The sequence below is a fragment of the Mycobacterium sp. 1165196.3 genome, from assembly GCF_001673415.1.
In the GTDB taxonomy this organism is placed as follows: domain Bacteria; phylum Actinomycetota; class Actinomycetes; order Mycobacteriales; family Mycobacteriaceae; genus Mycobacterium; species Mycobacterium europaeum_A.
On the sequence record NZ_LZLU01000008.1, the window covers coordinates 1 to 17,781 of the forward strand.

16 protein-coding genes are annotated in these 17,781 nt (G+C 69.2%); 13 read left to right on the forward strand and 3 right to left on the reverse strand.

Translation table 11 applies throughout. The features are described from left to right. From A5659_RS00630 to A5659_RS00640, 3 genes are all read left to right on the forward strand, one after another. On the forward strand, positions 1-1,507 hold a 1,507-nt coding region (locus tag A5659_RS00630), incomplete at its 5' end, for a molybdopterin dinucleotide binding domain-containing protein (RefSeq protein ID WP_067178810.1). A 97-nt stretch (positions 1,508-1,604) separates the two neighbouring features. Then, entirely contained in the window at positions 1,605-2,708 is a 1,104-nt protein-coding gene (locus tag A5659_RS00635) for a type III polyketide synthase (RefSeq protein ID WP_082975862.1), read from the forward strand. A gap of 14 nt (positions 2,709-2,722) precedes the next feature. Beyond that, positions 2,723-3,226, forward strand: coding sequence for an isoprenylcysteine carboxyl methyltransferase family protein (locus tag A5659_RS00640; protein ID WP_066866530.1), 504 nt, complete (start codon positions 2,723-2,725; stop codon positions 3,224-3,226). A 48-nt stretch (positions 3,227-3,274) separates the two neighbouring features. Here A5659_RS00640 and A5659_RS00645 read toward each other — a convergent pair whose 3' ends face one another. Next, positions 3,275-4,120 carry an SDR family NAD(P)-dependent oxidoreductase gene (locus A5659_RS00645; RefSeq protein WP_067178812.1) on the reverse strand — a complete coding sequence of 282 codons (846 nt, stop codon included), beginning with the start codon at positions 4,118-4,120 and terminating at the stop codon, positions 3,275-3,277. A 206-nt stretch (positions 4,121-4,326) separates the two neighbouring features. Between A5659_RS00645 and A5659_RS00650 the strand changes: the two genes are divergently transcribed. Beyond that, entirely contained in the window at positions 4,327-5,370 is a 1,044-nt protein-coding gene (locus A5659_RS00650; protein WP_082975863.1) for an alpha/beta hydrolase, read from the forward strand. A 161-nt stretch (positions 5,371-5,531) separates the two neighbouring features. Continuing rightward, a complete protein-coding gene (locus A5659_RS00655; protein WP_197497861.1) occupies positions 5,532-8,114 on the forward strand; it encodes an ATP-binding cassette domain-containing protein in 2,583 nt (860 codons plus the stop codon). A gap of 10 nt (positions 8,115-8,124) precedes the next feature. On the opposite strand, the gene A5659_RS28010 is transcribed toward A5659_RS00655, so the two are convergent. Beyond that, a complete protein-coding gene (locus A5659_RS28010; protein ID WP_165827963.1) occupies positions 8,125-8,289 on the reverse strand; it encodes a hypothetical protein in 165 nt (54 codons plus the stop codon). A 261-nt stretch (positions 8,290-8,550) separates the two neighbouring features. On the opposite strand from A5659_RS28010, the gene A5659_RS00660 reads away from it, so the two are divergent. Genes A5659_RS00660 through fadD1 form a run of 8 tightly spaced genes read left to right on the forward strand, consistent with a single transcriptional unit; the run spans position 8,551 to position 16,688 of the window. Beyond that, the gene (locus tag A5659_RS00660; protein WP_066880042.1) at positions 8,551-9,729 is read left to right on the forward strand and encodes an acyl-CoA dehydrogenase family protein; all 1,179 of its coding nucleotides are present in this window, start codon (positions 8,551-8,553) and stop codon (positions 9,727-9,729) included. A gap of 22 nt (positions 9,730-9,751) precedes the next feature. Then, positions 9,752-10,867, forward strand: coding sequence for an acyl-CoA dehydrogenase family protein (locus A5659_RS00665; RefSeq protein ID WP_067178816.1), 1,116 nt, complete (start codon positions 9,752-9,754; stop codon positions 10,865-10,867). Then, positions 10,864-11,364: a MaoC family dehydratase N-terminal domain-containing protein gene (locus tag A5659_RS00670; protein WP_066880057.1), complete on the forward strand. Its 501-nt coding sequence runs from the start codon at positions 10,864-10,866 to the stop codon at positions 11,362-11,364. The genes A5659_RS00665 and A5659_RS00670 overlap by 4 nt, the downstream gene beginning before the upstream one ends. A gap of 17 nt (positions 11,365-11,381) precedes the next feature. Then, positions 11,382-11,828: a MaoC/PaaZ C-terminal domain-containing protein gene (locus A5659_RS00675; protein WP_067178818.1), complete on the forward strand. Its 447-nt coding sequence runs from the start codon at positions 11,382-11,384 to the stop codon at positions 11,826-11,828. Continuing rightward, positions 11,825-13,027, forward strand: coding sequence for a thiolase family protein (locus tag A5659_RS00680; protein ID WP_067178820.1), 1,203 nt, complete (start codon positions 11,825-11,827; stop codon positions 13,025-13,027). Before A5659_RS00675 ends, A5659_RS00680 begins: the two co-directional genes overlap by 4 nt. Positions 13,028-13,029: 2 nt before the next feature. Beyond that, the gene (locus A5659_RS00685; protein WP_066880048.1) at positions 13,030-13,431 is read left to right on the forward strand and encodes a Zn-ribbon domain-containing OB-fold protein; all 402 of its coding nucleotides are present in this window, start codon (positions 13,030-13,032) and stop codon (positions 13,429-13,431) included. After that, entirely contained in the window at positions 13,428-15,044 is a 1,617-nt protein-coding gene (locus A5659_RS00690; protein WP_067023193.1) for an NAD(P)/FAD-dependent oxidoreductase, read from the forward strand. Before A5659_RS00685 ends, A5659_RS00690 begins: the two co-directional genes overlap by 4 nt. Positions 15,045-15,068: 24 nt before the next feature. Continuing rightward, positions 15,069-16,688: a fatty-acid--CoA ligase FadD1 gene (fadD1, locus tag A5659_RS00695; protein ID WP_067178823.1), complete on the forward strand. Its 1,620-nt coding sequence runs from the start codon at positions 15,069-15,071 to the stop codon at positions 16,686-16,688. Positions 16,689-16,696: 8 nt separating this feature from the next. Here fadD1 and A5659_RS00700 read toward each other — a convergent pair whose 3' ends face one another. Next, positions 16,697-17,569: a DMT family transporter gene (locus A5659_RS00700; protein ID WP_067178825.1), complete on the reverse strand. Its 873-nt coding sequence runs from the start codon at positions 17,567-17,569 to the stop codon at positions 16,697-16,699. Positions 17,570-17,781: the final 212 nt, after the last annotated feature.

The window sequence follows — 17,781 nt, forward strand, 5'->3', positions numbered from 1 at the left end:
GCTGATCAATCCCGGTCCCCATGTCGACGGTGTCGACACCATGCGGGCGGCCGCGGCGGAGTGGCCGCCGGAGCGGGTCAGTGCCGTCACGGGCATCGGTGAGGACCGCATCCGCCGGCTGGCCCGCGAGCTCGCGGGTACGGAGAGATCGGTGGTCTACGGCCGAATCGGCCTGTGCAACCAGGAGTTCGGCAGCCTCGCCAGCTGGCTGGTCGACGTCATCAACATCCTCACCGGCCATTTCGACACCCCGGGCGGGGCGATGTTCCCCGCTCCGGCGGCCTGGTCCATCACCACCGCGCCGCTGCCCGGATTGGAAGACGGCGCACCGGAATTCGGTCGCTGGCACACCCGGGTGCGCGGCGCCAAGGAGGTGCTCGGTCAGGCACCGGTGTCGTGCATGGCCGAGGAGATCGCCACACCGGGCGATGGGCAACTCAAGGCGCTGATCACGGTGGCGGGCAATCCGGTGTTGTCCACCCCCGCCGGCGACAAGTTCGACGAAGTGCTGCCGATGCTGGAAGCGATGATCTCCGTTGATCTTTGGCTGAACGAGACGACGCGGCACGCCGACGTGCTCCTGCCCGGGCTGTCCCCGCTCCAGCAGCCGCACCACGACGATCTGATCCTGCTCTTCGCCATCCACAGCATCGCGAATTATTCGGCCCCGGTGTTCGATCCGGGCGATCGCCCGCACGAGTGGGAGATTTTGATCCGGCTGACCGGCCTGTGCACCGGCACCCCGGCCGAGGACGTGGACGTCGCGGCGATCGACGACGGCTTCTTCGACTACCTGGCCTTCACCCGCGGGCTCGACGGGGCGCAGATCCGCAAGCTCTACGAGCACGGGGGACCCGAGCGAATGCTGGACCTCACCCTGCGAACGGGGCCGTTCGGCGACCAGTACGGCAAGAATCCGGGCGGACTCACGCTGGACATGCTCAAGGCCAACCCGAACGGAATCGACTTCGGACCCATGGTGCCGCAGCTGCCCGACCTGCTCGCCACCTCCGACAAGAAGATCCGTCTCGCCCCGCGATACCTGCTCGACGACCTGCCGCGGCTGGCGGCCCGCATGCAGCGGCCCGCCGAACCGCTCGTCCTGGTGAGTCGCCGCCACCTGCGATCGAACAACACCTGGCTACACAACGTGCCGGCGCTGATGAAGGGAAAAGACCGGTGCACGTTGCTGATCCATCCCGACGACGCGGCCCGGTGCGGCATCGCCGACAGCGACATCGTGACGGTGAAATCGGAGGCCGGTGAGATCACGGTGCCCGTCGAGGTCACGGACTCCATCAAGCCCGGTGTCGTCTCGATGCCGCATGGCTGGGGGCACGGCAAGCCGGGCACCCGGATGTCGGTGGCCAACAACTCACCTGGCGCGAACACCAATGTGCTCTCCCCGCCGACGTTCATCGACGAGCCCTCCGGCAACGGTGTGCTCAACGGCATCCCGGTCACGATCATCGACGGTCAAGCGCGATTCCGGCCCGCGCCAACCTGACCGTCTCCTGGTTAACGGGCGATGTCGCGCTGTGGTTCACCTCACCCCGGCACCGATCCGGTGAACCATATGCGGGGTGGGCGTCGTCCGCATAGGCATGACTACAACAACGTATTCCACTTCCGCGCATCGGGACGCGGGCCGAGGGTGCGGCGCTCCCCGGATCGCCGGTACCGCGGTGGCTTTCACGCCGCACCGCTACAACCAAGACGAGGTGGCGCGCGAACTCACCGAGTTCACCGATCCGGCATTCGTGCGCTTCGCCCAGACCGCCGGCGTCGACCAGCGCAGCCTCGCGCTGCCGCTGGCGCGGTATCCGCGCCTAAGCGGATTCACCGAGGCCAACAACGCCTACCTCGAAGTCGCCGTCAATCTCGGTGAGCGGGCGGTCAATTCGGCGCTCGAGGACGCCGGCGTGGCTGCTCACGAGGTCGACTGCATCGTGGTGGTCTCCAGCACCGGAATCGCCGTGCCCACCATCGACGCGCGACTGATGACGCGAATCGGGCTGCGGCCCGACGTCAAGCGCGTCCCGCTGTTCGGGCTCGGCTGCGTGGCCGGCGCCGCCGGCATGGCGCGTGTGCACGACTACTTGCACGGTTACCCCGGCCATGTGGCGGTGCTGCTGTCGGTCGAATTATGCTCGCTCACTTTGCAGCGCGACGACACCTCGATTCCCGCCCTCATCGGCGTCTCGCTGTTCGGCGACGGCGCCGCCGCTGTCGTCGTGGCTGGGGGAGACCGAATTCCGTTGGGGGACAGCGCTACCGGTCCGCACATTCTGGCGACCCGCAGCCGGGTCATCCCGGATTCCGTTGACGTGATGGGCTGGAACGTCGGTTCGAGCGGGTTTCAGCTGGTGATGTCGCGCGAGGTCCCGAAAATGGCCGACGACTACCTGCGCGACGAGGTCGACGCGTTCCTGGCCGGCCACGGGCTGACGGTCGCCGACATCTCGGCGTGGGTCTGTCATCCCGGGGGTCCAAAGGTCCTCGAATCGATCGAGAACGCGCTCGGCCTGCCGGCCGACGCGCTGGATCATAGCCGAAACTCCATGCGGGAGAACGGGAACGTATCGTCGGTCTCTGTGCTGGACGTGCTGCGCCGCACGGTCGCGCAGCCGCCGCGCGACGGCGCCTTCGGCGTGATGCTGGCGATGGGCCCGGGCTTCTGCTTCGAGCTGCTGCTGCTGCAGTGGTGACGGGGGGCAACGCGATGTACTACTACCTTTTCATCCTCGCAATAGCCGCCGAACGTCTGGGGGAGCTGGCGGTCGCCCGGCGAAACGCCAGGTGGTCAATGTCGCACGGCGGCAAGGAGTTCGGGCGCGATCACTACCCGGCGATGGTCAGCATGCATGCCCTGCTGCTGATTTCGTGCGTCGTCGAAACCTGGAGCCTGAGCCGGCCGTTCATCTGGTGGCTGGGCTGGCCGATGCTGGCCGTCGTCGCGTTCAGCACGGCCGTCCGCTGGCGCTGCGTCAGCGTGCTCGGCAAGCGCTGGAATCCGAGGTTGATCGTCATCGGTGATGCGCCGTTGGTTACCGTCGGGCCGTACCGCTGGATGCGTCACCCCAACTACGCCGCGGTCGCCGCCGAGGTGGCCGCGCTGCCGCTGGTGCATTCGGCGTGGCTGACCGCGATCGTGTTCAGCGCGGCCAACGCCGCGGTGCTGCGCGTGCGCATCCGCGCGGAGAACGCCGCGCTGGGCTATGCCTGATCATGGTCCTGATCATGGTCCTGATCATGGTCCTGATCATGGTCCTGATCATGGCGCGATGGGCCGATTGGTCCACTGGCGGTCGGGGCGGCGCGCCGAGCGGAACCATCCGCCGGCCGCGCCGGTGCCGCCGTCGGTGGGGATGGTGTGGCCGGTGACGAACGCCGAGAGGTCCGAGGCCAGGAACAGGATCGCCCGGGCCTGATCCTCGGGCTGGCCCATCCGCCCGACCGGCACCCAGTGTGGCCACTGCGCCTGCTCCTCGGCCGTAAGCCATTGCGAATACGGCACTTGTAGGGACTCGGTGACGTCGGGGGCGATCGCGTTAACCCGCACCCCGTCGTTGCCGACCTGGACGGCCAGGCTGCGGGTGAATGCGATGACGGCGGCCTTGAAAGCGGCATAAACCGGATCCTCGGGATAGCCACGCAGCCCCTCGACCGACGAGACGTTCACGATCGCACCCGTGTGCCGCTCAACCATGGCCGGCAGGAACGCACGGCTGACCAGGAACACGTGGTGCAGGTTGATTCGGTAGAGGTCATCCCACAGCTGCGGGTCGGTGCCGGCGAAGCTGCCGGGGTGCCGCAGCCAGTGCCCCACGTTGTTGACCAGCACATCGACCCGGCCGAACCGATCGTGGACCGCCCGGGCCAAGCGAGTTACCTGATCGGGATCACGAACGTCGGTGCCGACCGCCAGGGCCGAGCCGCCGGATTCGCTGATCGAGGCGGCCGTCGCGCCGGCCAGGTCGGCGTCGATGTCGGCGATGATCACCTGCGCACCGTTTGCGGCGAACAGTCGCGAGGTCGCCGCGCCGATACCTCCCGCGCCGCCCGTAACGACCGCGACCCGGTCGGCCAGCAACGGCTCGGGGAGCTTCGCGTGTGTCATCGGTCATATCTTCGGCCATGCGATGGGCCGGGCAACAGCCGGTCCGGCCGGATCGAGCCCGCGCGAGAACCGCGCAAGAGTTAGCGCAGTGGTACCCATCTCCTGGCACAGCAAACGTGACGTACCCGACAATTGTCGTCTGTTCTTCTGCAATTAATCTGGCGCGGCGGCGGGTACCCGCCCTCCACTTAGGAGGTTGAAACCCAATGGTGAGTACAACCGAGCCGGCCCACATACTGCCGAGCGTGGCGATCACGCGGCGCGTGCATCACCGCCACAGCCCGCAGTCGGTCGCAGTAGGGCTCGCCAGCCGCCTGATCATCAAGAACACCGTTCGCGCGTGGGCCATGACGCCCAACCTGCGCTGGCCGTTCGAGTACGTCGACGGCGTCGCGGGGCTGGTCCCGCGCATCGGGTCCGGCGCAAAGATCGACTCGGTTCGGCTGGACAACTGCGCCGCCGAATGGGTTCGCGCGCCCGGCGTATCGGGGGAGCGGGCGATCCTGTATTTGCACGGGGGCGCCTTCCTCACCTGCGGCCTCAACACGCATCGCTCGATGGTGGCCCGCCTGTCGAAGGCGGCCGATGCCGCCGTGTTGACCGTCGCCTACCGGAAGCTGCCCACCCACCAGATCACCGATGCCATCGACGACGGGATCAGCGGCCTGCGCTGGCTGCAGGATCGCGGCTTCGATGGCGACCAGATCGTGGTGGCCGGCGACTCGGCCGGCGGCTACCTGGCGTTCATGACCACCCTGCTGGCGATCAGTGACGACATCATGGAGCCGGCCGGCGTGGCGACCATCTCGCCGTTCACCGACGCGGACCCGGTGCGCAAGCTCAAGCACCGTAACGCGCGCAAGTGCTCGATGTTCACCCGCCGGGCGTTCTCGATGTTCGCTCAATACCTCAGCAAGGCACAGGTTTTGGAAGGCCGGGGTGACAACGCCGTCGCGTCGCCGGTGGACGCCGACCTGTCCTCGATGCCGCCGGTCACCATTCACGCCAGCTCGGACGAGTTGTTGCTCGCCGACGCCGAATTGATGGCGAAACGCCTGGAAGCCAGCGGAATCCACTGCGATCTGCACCTGTGGGATGGACAGATTCACGACTTCCCGATAGCGGCCGACGTCTTGCCCGAGGGCCGGCGGGCTCTCAAGTACATCGGCGATTTCGTCAAGGACGTCACCGCCGCCCGCACCAAGATTCCCAGCGTGCGCAGCCTGCGCAACGCCGCGGTAGCGGGTTGAAGGCTACGAAAGTAATTGCGCCGCAAGCGGGTTGGTCCGTCGTCTGCGATCTCTCGCTGCGGTGGGTCCGCAGGGTCGCGCTCGCCGGGAGCGGGTGCGAAACGGTGCCCGCCGGTGAACCCGGCGGATAAGCCCCGCCGCTGCCATTACAGTTGGTCTCGATGAGCCCACCAGCACCGCCCGCGCTGACCGTGCGGTACGAGGGAGCCGAGCGCACCTTCGCGCCGGGTAACGACGTCGTGATCGGGCGTGACCTGCGCGCGGACGTCCGCGTCGCCCACCCCCTGATCTCCCGCAACCACCTGATCGTGCGATACGAGCAGGGCCGCTGGATCGCCATCGACAACGGCAGCCTCAACGGCCTTTATGTGCACAACAGCCGCGTCCCGGTCGTCGACATCCAGGACGGCCTGCGGGTCAACGTCGGCAACCCGGACGGCCCGGCGCTGACCTTCGAGGTCGGCCGTCATCAGGGTTCGGCCGGGCGGCCGCCCCTGACCACGTCGATACCGATCGTCGGCAACCCCAGCGAACCGCTGGCGCGTGCTGCGCAGAGCCAGCAGCCGGCATCGGCCTCGTTCCGCCACCCCGTTCATCCGCCCACCGCCGCGCAGCCGCGATACCCGACCGGTGGCCTCCCGAGCGCGCCGCCCAGCGGATCCCAGCCCGCGCCGCAGATCTACCGGTCACCGTCGGCGCACGCGGCGCCGCCGACCACGGCGCAGTCGGCGGCGCCCGCAACGGGCCGCATCGGCGGCGACTCGTCGATCCTCGCGACGTCGATGATGAAAATCCTGCGGCCGGGCAGGGCCGGGCCGGACGTGCCGGGCGCGGTCAAGATCGGACGCGCGAACGACAACGACATCGTCATCCCCGAGGTCCTGGCCTCGCGCCACCACGCCACCCTGATCCCGACGCCTTCCGGCACCGAGATCCAGGACAACCGCAGCATCAACGGCACCTTCGTCAACGGCGTCCGGGTCGATTCGGCCGTGCTGCACGACGGCGACGTGGTCACGATCGGCAACATCGACCTGGTCTTTCACGGCGGCAACCTGGCCCGCCGCGACCAGGCCGCCACCGCGACGCGCGGCGGCGGCCTCGACGTGCGCGGCGTGACCTGGACGATCGAGAACAACAAGACGCTGCTCGACAACATCTCGCTGACCGCCCTTCCCGGCACGCTGACGGCGATCATCGGACCCTCCGGCGCCGGCAAGTCCACCTTCGCCCGCTTGGTCGCCGGATACACGCACCCGACGACCGGAACCGTGTCGTTCGAGGGCCACAACATCCACGCGGAGTACGCCTCGTTGCGCAGCAGGATCGGGATGGTGCCCCAGGACGACGTGGTGCACGGGCAGCTGACCGTGCAGCAGGCGCTGATGTACGCCGCCGAACTGCGGCTGCCGCCGGACACCACCAAGGACGACCGCGCCCAGGTGGTGGCCCGCGTGCTCGAAGAACTCGAGATGACCCAGCACCTGCACACCCGGGTGGACAGGCTGTCCGGAGGACAGCGCAAGCGCGCGTCGGTGGCGCTGGAGTTGCTCACCGGGCCCTCGCTGCTGATCCTCGACGAGCCGACCTCCGGCCTGGACCCGGCGCTGGACCGGCAGGTGATGACCATGCTGCGGCAGCTGGCCGACGCCGGGCGCGTCGTGCTGGTGGTCACCCACTCCCTGACCTACCTGGACGTCTGCGATCAGGTGCTGCTGCTGGCCCCCGGCGGCAAGACGGCGTTCTGCGGGCCGCCCAGCCAGATCGGTGCCGCCATGGGCACCACCAACTGGGCCGACATCTTCAGCACCGTCGCCAGCGACCCCGACGGCTCCCGCGCCCGTTATCTGGCCCGCACGGGCCCGCCACCGGCCCCACCGCCCGCGGAGAAACCGGCCGAACTGGGCGATCCCGCGCACACCAGCCTGGTCCGGCAGTTCTCCACCATCGCCCGGCGCCAGATGCGGCTGATCGTCTCCGACCGCGGGTATTTCGTCTTCCTCGCGCTGCTGCCGTTCATCATGGGGTCGTTGTCCATGTCGGTGCCCGGCGACGTCGGGTTCGGCATCCCGAACCCGATGGGCGCCGCCCCCAACGAGCCCGGCCAGATCCTGGTCCTGCTCAACGTCGGCGCGGTGTTCATGGGGACCGCCCTGACCATCCGCGACCTCATCGGTGAACGCGCCATCTTCCTGCGCGAACAGGCGGTCGGGCTGTCCACGTCGGCGTACCTGTTGGCCAAGGTCTGCGTGTACACCGTCTTCGCGATCGTCCAGTCGGCGATCGTCAGCGTCATCGCGGTGCTCGGCAAGGGCGCCCCGACGCAGGGCGCCGTGGCGCTGGGCAAGCCGGGCCTCGAGTTGTTCGCCGACGTCGCGCTGACGTGCGTCGCGTCGGCGATGCTCGGGCTGGCCCTGTCGGCCGTGGCCAAGTCCAACGAGCAGATCATGCCGCTGCTGGTGGTGGCGGTCATGTCGCAGCTGGTGTTCTCCGGCGGGATGATTCCGGTGACCGCACGCATCGGGCTGGATCAGATGTCGTGGGCGACGCCGGCGCGGTGGGGCTTCGCGGCGTCGGCGTCGACCGCCGACCTGACCAAACTGGTGCCCGGCCCGCTGACCCCGAAGGATTCGCATTGGCGGCACACCCCGGCGACGTGGTGGTTCGACGTCGGCATGCTGTTCGCGATCAGCGCCGTGTACCTGGGGTTCGTGCGCTGGAAGATCCGCCTCCGCGGCGGCTGAGCGCGCCTGTTCAGGCGCCCTTGCGGACCATCTGGTCGGCCGCGGCTCGCATGCGGTCGGACAGTTGCAGCAGACCGTGCTCGCCCACGCCCATTGGCAGCGTGTACGCGAGCTGCCGCAATTCGACGGCGTAGTTGCGCAGGTCTTCGCGGAGGCGCATCTCAACAGTGGGCATGACTTCTCCCTCAGGCCGGAACTGGGCGGCGTCCCTGGTCCGCGTCGACCAGCCGATCCGAGAATCTTCGCAGCCCGCCCGCGTATCCGCGAGAGCGCCGATGTGTTTTAACGGGAGTTTGACAGCGCGTTTACAGCGGGGCCGTCGACCGGCGGGGGGCCGCCCAGCGTAACGCTACGGCGAAATCCCGGGCGCATTCTCGCCGTGGCGTTACGCTGGCGCTGCTTGGTGTAAGGCTGGCAGAAGGGCACAGGCGCCGGAATGGATTTCGAACTCGACGCGGGGCAGCGCGCCTGGCTCACCGAGATTCGCGAATTCCTGCGCGAGAACGTGACCCCGCAATTGCGGGCCGAGCTCGCCGAGCACGACCTGGAATATCCCCGGGGCGAGGTCGCCCGGTTCCGGCGCAAGATCGGCGAGCGGGGCTGGTTCGGGCTGAACTGGCCGCGTGAGTACGGCGGTCTGGGGCTGGGCGCGATGCACCTGCACCTGCTGATGAGCGAATTCGAATATTGGGGAGTGCCCGGCCCGGACCTGACGGTGACGTCTGTAGCGCCGATGATCATGCGGCACGGTACGGAGCGCAACAAGACCGAGTGGCTGCCCCCGATCGCCCGCGGCGAAATGATCTGCGCCGTCGGCTATTCCGAGCCCGAGGCGGGGACCGACCTGGCGGCCCTGCGGACCAGCGCCACCCGTGACGGCGACGAATGGGTGATCAACGGCACCAAGATCTGGAACAGCGGCGCCCAGCGCGCGACACACGAATGGCTCTGTGTCCGCACCGATCCCGGCGCCGCCCGGCATCGGGGCATCTCGGTCATCATCGTGCCGATCGACAGCCCGGGCGTCGAAATCCGCCCGCTCTACGCCTGGTCGGGATACCGCACCAACGAGGTGGGGTTCCGTGACGTGCGAGTGCCGGCCACCAATCTGATCGGCGAGGTCAATCACGGCTGGACCTACATCACCGGCGCGCTCGATCTCGAACGCGGCGCGCTGACCAACGCCGGCGACTTGCGTCGCGCCGTCGAGGAGTTGCGCGAGCTGGCGGGCAGCCCGCGCCGCGACGGCACCGTGCCCGCCGACGATCCGTCGCTGCGCCGCCGCCTGGCGCAGGCGGCGGCCGACGTCGCGGTGGCCACCCTGATGGGCTACGAGGCGGCGTCCATCCTCGACAGCGGCGTCATCCCCACCGTCGAAGTGAGCGTCGAGAAGGTGTTCACCAGCGAGCTGCGCCAGCGCATCGCCGACCTGGCGCTCGACCTCCTCGGCCCGGACGGCCTGTTGGCGCATCGCAGCCAACAGGCCCCGCTGGCCGGCAAATTCGAGCGGCTTTACCGGGCCGCCCCGCTGATGCGCTTCGGCGGCGGTACCAACGAGGTGCTGCGCGACATCATCGCGCAGCGCGGGCACGCGATGCCGTCCTACGGACGCTGACTTTGGGCCTCGCGCAGCACCGATGAAGACGATCCCCACCGCCGAGCAGCGCGCGTTCGCCGCGGCGCTGCGCGCGCTGCTGGCCGCCGAAAACCCGATCACGCTGGTGCGCGCGCTCGGCGAACCCGGCGCCGAGCGCAGCACCCCGGCGCTGTGGAAGGCGCTGGCCGACGCGGGCGTCTTCGGCCTCGCCATCGGCGAGGAGTACGGCGGGGCCGGCGGCTCCCTCGACGATCTGGCCGTCTTCTCCACCGAGGCCGGCCGCGCCCTGTGCCCGACGACGGTGCACAGCAGCGTGCTCGCCGCGCTGGCCGTCGACCAACTCGGCTGCCCGGAACTCAAGGCGCGCTGGCTGCCGCCGCTGGCGTCCGGGAGCGTGCGGGGCACCACCGCGCTGCACAACGCCCGCGACGCCGCCGTCGTCACCCCGGTGCTGCGCGCCGATCCCGACGCGCACCGCTGGCGGCTCACCGGAACCGCGGACTACGTCCTCGATGCCGACGTCGCCGATGTCCTAGTGGTGTCCGCCGCGGCCGCCGCGCGCACGCTGGTCTTCGTCGTCGACGTCCGGACCGGTGGTGTCGGCGTCGAACCGCTCGACATGGCCGGCGGCGTCCGCGCATTCACCGTGCGCTTCGACGACGTGCGGGCCGACGCGGCGCTCGACGGGATCACCGCGGCATCGCTGCGCCGGCTGGCCAACACCGCCGTGGCGCTGGGATCACTCGACCTGGTGGGCGTCGGACAGGCCGTGCTGGAGCGCACCGTCGACTACACCAAGCTGCGCCACCAATTCGGCCGGCCCATCGCGTCGTTTCAGGCCGCCCAGCATCTCGTCGCCGACATGCACATCGCCCTGGCGGCCGCGCGACTGGCCGCGCACGCGGCGGTGTTCTGGCTGGGGCGCGGACGCGTCGCGAGCCGTGAGACGGCCATCGCGCGCATGCACGCGGCCACCGCGGCGCGGCTGATCACGCTGGACGCCCACCAATTGCACGGCGGCATGGGCTACGTCACCGAGACCGACCTGCATCTGTTCAGCGAGCGGGCCAGGCTGGGTTCGACATTCGGCGGCGGGGCCGACGTCGCCGCGGGCTGGCTGCAGCGCAGCATGGACGACGAAGGGGAGTGCGGTTGAGCGAGGACAGTTTGATCGATGCGGAATCGGCGGCGCGGGTGGGCACCGTCGCGGCGTCGGCGACCGGTGAGGTGAACCGGCGCGACTGGCAGCGTTGGGCGGCGGCGGTCGGCGACCACAACCCGCTGTATTTCGACCCGGATTACGCCCGGGCCAACGGATACCGCGACATCATCTGCCCTCCGTTGTTCCTGCAGTACGCCATCCTCGGCGTCTCGCCGCTGCAGTCGCTGCGTCCCGACGGGTCGTCCGGCGCGGTCTCCGGCAGCCTGGCGTTCCCGCGCGCCCCCAAGCGGATGGCCGGCGGCGAGAGCTTCACGTTCCACCTGCCCGCCTATCACCGCGACGAGATCGAAATGGTGCGCACCATCTCCTCGATCGTCGAAAAACAGGGCCGCTCCGGCAGATTCGTCCTCGTCACCTGGCACACGGTGTACCGCAACCAGGATCGCGACCTGCTGGCCGAAGCGTCGACCTCGATGATCGCCCGCCCGTAGAAAGGCCCCGGTGCGCCATGACCGATCAGCAACCGTTTTTCGACGACATCGCCGTGGGCGAACACATTCCCGCGCTGACCGTCACCGTCGACGAAACGCAGATGTTCTTCTTTTCCGCCGCCACCTACAACGGCCACCGCATTCACTACGACAAACAGTGGGCGCGCGACACCGAGGGCTACGACAACGTCCTGGTGCACGGCCCGCTGCAGGCGGCGCTGCTGGCCCGCGCCCTCGGCGACTGGATCGGCGGACGCGGCCGGCTGGTGTCCTTTTCGGTGCAGAACCGGGCGATCGCGTATCCCGGCGAATCGCTGAGCTTCGGCGGCGAGGTCACCGGTAAACGGCTGAGCGACATTGGGACTGGGCTGGTCGATCTCGTCATCGCCGGGCGCCGCGACGACACGATCCTGATGCCCGGCATGGCCACGGTCGAGTTGCCGATCCGGAGAACCGAGCCGTGACCGGGCTGCGCGGTGAGGCCGCCATCGTCGGCATCGCGGAGTTGCCGGCGCAGCGCCGCCCCACCCGGGCGCCGCTGTTCACCCTGGACCAGTACGCGGTGCTGGCCAAGCTGGCGATCGAGGACGCCGGGGTGGATCCCGGCCGTGTCAACGGCCTGCTGACCCACGGCATCGCCGAATCGGCCATGTTCGCGCCGGCCACGCTGTGCGAATACCTAGGCCTCGCACTAGATTTCGGCGAGCGAGTCGATCTGGGCGGGGCGACGTCCGCCGGGATGATCTGGCGCGCCGCGGCGGCCGTCGAACTCGGCATCTGCGAGGCGGTGCTGGCCGTGGTGCCCGGGTCGGCGGCGGTGCCGCGGTCCGAGCGGCGACCCGCGCCCGACCCGAATTGGTATGGGGCGTCGTCGAACAACTACGGCTCGCCGCAGGCCGAGTTCGAGATCCCCTACGGCAACGTGGGCCAGAACGCGCCGTACGCACAGATCGCTCAGCGCTACGCGGCCGAATTCGGCTACGACCCCGCCGCGGTCGCCAAGATCGCCGTCGACCAGCGCACCAACGCGGGCGCGCACCCCGGCGCGGTTTTTCACGGCACCCCCATCACGGTCGGCGACGTGCTGGACAGCCCGATGATCGCCGACCCCATTCACATGCTGGAGACGGTGATGCGGGTGCACGGGGGAGTGGGCGTGCTGATCGCCAACGCCGACCTCGCCCGCCGCGGCCGCCACCGCCCGGTGTGGATCAAGGGCTTCGGCGAACACATCGCCTTCAAGACCCCGACCTACGCCGAGGACCTGCTGTCCACCCCGATTGCGCGCGCCGCCGACCGGGCCTTTGCGATGGCCGGGCTCGACCGATCCGACGTCGACATCGCGTCGATCTACGACTGCTACACCATCACGGTGCTGATGAGCCTCGAGGACGCCGGATTCTGCGCGAAAGGCCAAGGCATGTCGTGGGTCAACGAGCACGACCTGACCTACCGCGGCGACTTCCCGCTCAACACCGCCGGCGGCCAGCTGTCCTTCGGGCAGGCCGGCATGGCCGGCGGCATGCACCACGTGGTCGACGGCGCGCGCCAGATCATGGGCCGGGCCGGCGACGTGCAGGTACCCGACTGCCACACCGCGTTCGTCACCGGCAACGGCGGCATCATGAGCGAACAGGTCGCGCTGCTCCTGCGGGGGGACTGAAGATGAGCCGGCCCATCCCCGAGCCCACACCCGTCTCGCAGCCCTTCTGGGACGGCCTGGCCCAGCACCGGATCCTGGTGCAGTACTCGCCGTCGGCACGGCGCTACGTGTTCTATCCGCGCACCCTGGCCCCCGGAACCCTGGCCGACGACCTGGAATGGCGCGAAATCGACGGTGCCGCAACGCTATACACGTTCACGATCGCCCGCCGGCCCACCGGCCCACCATGGGCCGACGCGCTCCCGCAGCTGCTCGCGGTGGTGCAATGGGATGCCGGACCGAAGTTCAGCACCGAGTTGGTCGACGTCGACCCGGGCGACATCCGCATCGGGATGCGGGTCCAGCCGGTGTTCTACGATCTGCCTGAAGGGGGCATCACCCTGCTGAAGTATCGGCCCGCATGACCTCGACGGTGAGGTCGGAGGTGCACATGGACGACGTCATCGTCATCGGCGCCGGGTTCGCCGGGCTCTACGCCGTGCACCGGGTCGCCTCCTCGGGCCTGTCGGTCACCGCCCTCGAGGCCGCCCCCGACGTGGGCGGCACCTGGTACTGGAACCGCTATCCGGGTGCGCGCTGCGACGTCGAAAGCGTGGACTACTCCTACTCATTCGACGAAGAACTGCAGCGGAGCTGGCAGTGGAGCGAACGCTTCGCCGCCCAGCCGGAGATCCTGGCCTACCTGCGCCACGTCGCCGACCGCTTCGATCTGCGCCGCCACTACCGATTCGGGGTCGACGTCATCGGTGCCACCTTCGACGGGGGCCGCTGGCACGTCGACACCGCGACCGGCGACAGTTACGCCGCACAGTTCCTGGTATGCGCGACCGGCTGCCTGTCGGCGCTGAATCGTCCCGATATCCCCGGCGCCGAGGACTTTTCGGGACAGGTTTACTTCACGGCCGCGTGGCCGCGCGAAGACCCGGAGCTGCGTGGCAAGCGGGTGGGCCTGATCGGCACCGGATCGTCCGGCATCCAGGTGGCCCCGATCATCGCCGCCAGCGCCGAAAACCTGGTGGTATTCCAGCGATCCGCGAATTACACCATCCCGATGCCGAACCGGCCGTGGTCGGCCGAGGAGCAGCGAGAAATCCAGGAGCGGTATCCCGAGCGCCGCCGGGCCTCGGCCTACGCGGCGGCGGGCACCCCGCACGGCACCTACCACAAGAACGCCCTCGACACCGAACCGCACGAGCGCAACGAAGCGCTGTGGCAGCGTTGGCGCGAAGGGGGCGTGCTGTTCGCCAAGACCTTCCCCGACCAGACCAGCGACCTGGCCGCCAACGACATCGCGAGGACGTTCGCCGAGCAGCGGATCCGCGAGATCGTCCACGATCCCACCGTCGCAACCGATCTCATCCCGGTCGATCACCCGATCGGAACGAAACGCATCTGCACCGACGACGGCTACTACGCCACCTTCAACCGCGACAACGTTCGGCTGGTGAACCTGCGCCGCGAGCCCATCGAGGCGATCACCGCCGAGGGCGTGCGCACCAGCGCGACGACCTACCCGTGCGACGTGCTGATCTTCGCGACCGGCTTCGACGCCATGACCGGCGCGCTGACCCGAATCGATCCGAAAGGCCCCCGGGGACAACGACTGCGCGACATCTGGGCCGACGGCCCGGTCACCTTCCTCGGCCTGATGGTGCCCGGTTTGCCCAACCTGTTCACCATCAGCGGGCCGGGCAGCCCGTCGGTGCTGGCCAACATGGTGCTGCACGCCGAGGTCCAGGTCGACTGGGTGGTCGACCTGGTGCGGGCCGCGCGGCGCCTCGGTGTGGCCGAGGTCGTGCCACGCCACGACGCGGCGATCGCCTGGACCGAACACGTGGCCCAAGCGGCCGAGCGCACGCTGTTCCCCAGGGCGGCATCGTCGTGGTACCTGGGCGCCAACATCGAGGGCAAGAAGCGGGTCTTCATGCCCTACATCGGCGGTTTCGGCACCTATCGGCGGCACTGCGACGAAGTGGCCCAAAACAACTACGCGGGGCTGGTGTTCACCAGCCGATGACGACGTCGAAGAGGAAGTGAACCCGTGGTCGAGACGGTCCAACAGCTACTGCGGCAACGTCGCCACGACGACACCCCGGCGCTGGTTCACGGCGAGCGGACCTGGACCTGGCGCGAGCACCTCGCCGAAGCCGAGGCGGAGGCCGCCGCGCTGATCGCGCTCGCCGACACCGCACGGCCGCTGCATGTCGGCGCCGTACTGGGCAATTCCCCGGCCATGTTGCGCGCGATGGCCGCGGCCGCGCTGGGCGGCTACGTGTTGTGCGGGATCAACACCACGCGGCGCGGGTCGGGATTGCTGGCCGACATCCGGCGCTCCGACTGCCAGCTACTGCTCGCCGACCCGGAGCACCTGGAACTCCTGAACGGGTTGGACCTCAACGGCATTCAGGTGATCGATGTGGCCGGCGGCCGCTACGCCGACGCCGTCGCTTCCGCGCCACCGCTGGTTGCGCATCGCGAGGTGACCGCCGCCGACACCCTGATGATGATCTTCACCTCGGGCACCAGCGGTGACCCCAAGGTGGTGCGGTTCGCCCACGGCATGGCGATCATGTGCGGTGCCAGCCTGATCTTCCAGTACGACGTCACCGCCGACGACGTCTGCTACCTGTCGATGCCGCTGTTTCACTCCAACGGCGTCGCCGCCGGCTGGGCGGTCGCCATCGGCAGCGGGGCCACCATGGTGCCGGCGCGGTTTTCGCCGTCCCGCTTCCTCGACGACGTCCGTCGCTATCGCGTCACCTACCTGAACTACGTCGGCAAGCCGCTGGCGCTGATCCTGTCCACGCCCGAGCGCCCCGACGACGCCGACAACACCCTGCGGGTGGCCTTCGGCAACGAGGCCACCGACCGCGACATCGCCGAATTCGCAAGGCGTTTCGGGTGCCGGGTCGTCGACAGCTTCGGTTCGAGTGAATTCGCGGTGATCGTGGTGCGCGAAGACGGCACCCCACCCGGCTCCATCGGCAAGCCGTACCCGGGGGTAAGCATCTACAACTCGACGACACTGCGGGAATGCGAGCCCGCGAAGTTCGACGCGCACGGGGCGCTGACCAATTTCGACGAGGCCGTCGGTGAACTCGTCAACACCCAGGGGGCGGGGCCCTTCGCCGGCTACTACAACGATCCGGGCGCCACCGCGGAGCGGATGCGGCACGGGATGTACTGGTCGGGCGACCTGGCCTATCGCGACGACGACGGCTGGATTTACCTGGCCGGGCGCACCGCCGACTGGATGCGGGTGGACGGGGAGAACCTGGCCGCCGGGCCGGTCGAGCGAATTCTGGCGCGGCTGCCCGAGGTCAGCCAGGTCGCCGTCTACGCCGTTCCCGACGACCGGGTCGGCGACCAGGTGATGGCCGCCCTGGTGCTGCGGCCCGGTGCCCAGCTCAGCCCCGACGCCTTCGCGAAATTCCTTGCCGCGCAGCCGGATCTGTCACCGAAGGCGTGGCCGCGCTACGTGCGGATCAACGATCAGCTGCCCGCGACCGCGACCAACAAGATCCTCAAGCGGGCGCTGATCGCCGCGGGCGTCACCGCACAGGACGGGTTGTTGTGGACGCGCCCCGCACGCGGCACCAGTTATGCGCCGGTGAGCGAAAACGCCGTCGGTCGTGCGGCCCCCAGCGTCTCAGGCGCATGAACCGGGCCTTAGCCCGCTTCCTCGACGGGCTCGGGCTGGGGTGCCTCCCCGAACCGCGCCAGCACCAGCGTTGCGGACACGGCGACGGCGAACCCCGCGATCACCAGCCAGCCCAACCCGGCGCGCGCGGTGTCGCCCAACCACACCACCCCGACGAACGCCGGTGCCAGCGTTTCGCCGACCACCATGCCGGCGACGGCCGTGGTCACCGATCCGCGGTGCAACGCGGAGGTGAGCAACAGGAAACCCGCGGCCCCGCCGGCGGCCGCCGCGTACAGCGCCGGGTTGGTGTAGAAAGCCCGTTTGGTGGGATCGATCGCCTCGATCAGCCGCACACCCACCTCGACGACGCCGAAGCCGCTTCCGGCGGCCAACCCCAGCGCGAGGGCTCGCGCGCGGTCGGGCAATCGCCCGGCCGCGGCGCCGCCGAGGAAGATCGCGGCCACCACCCCCAGCAGCGCCCAGCCGAGCCCGGCCGGGGCGTGCCGAAAGTGGCCCGGCCCGGCGGCCAGGGCGAGGGCGACCAGGCTGAGGCAGACCACCCCGACGGCCGTCCATTCCGCCGGCGACAGCCGCGCCGACAACACCCAGGCGGCCACCACGCCGGTGACCGCGATCGAGGCGGCCAGCGCCGCCGCGACGACATAGATGGGCACCAAACGCAGCGCGGCGACTTGGAGCGCAAACCCGGCGACGTCGAGCCCGACCCCGGCCAGATAGCGCCATTGCCGCACGGCGCGCAACAGCAGGACGGCGTCGACACCCGAGCCGCTGCCGGCTTCCACGGAGCGGGTTCCGGCCGCCTGCAGCACGGTCGCCGTCCCGTAACCGAGCGAGCAGCCCAGCGCGAGGAGGAAGCCGATCAGCACACCCACCGACATTAGGCGCCGCTGCACAGCCGAACAAACGTTTGGGCATGGCGCACCCGGGGCACCTCAGAGGTGTCTGACGCAACAGCCCTAACGCGAGTACACCGCAGCCAGTGAACGGCTATGTCTGGCCTATGCGCGCGTTGGGCACATGTTTAACCATGTGCAGCAACAGAATTCAATTCGATGTTTGGCGTCGGTGTACAACTGTGTACTCTAGGGGA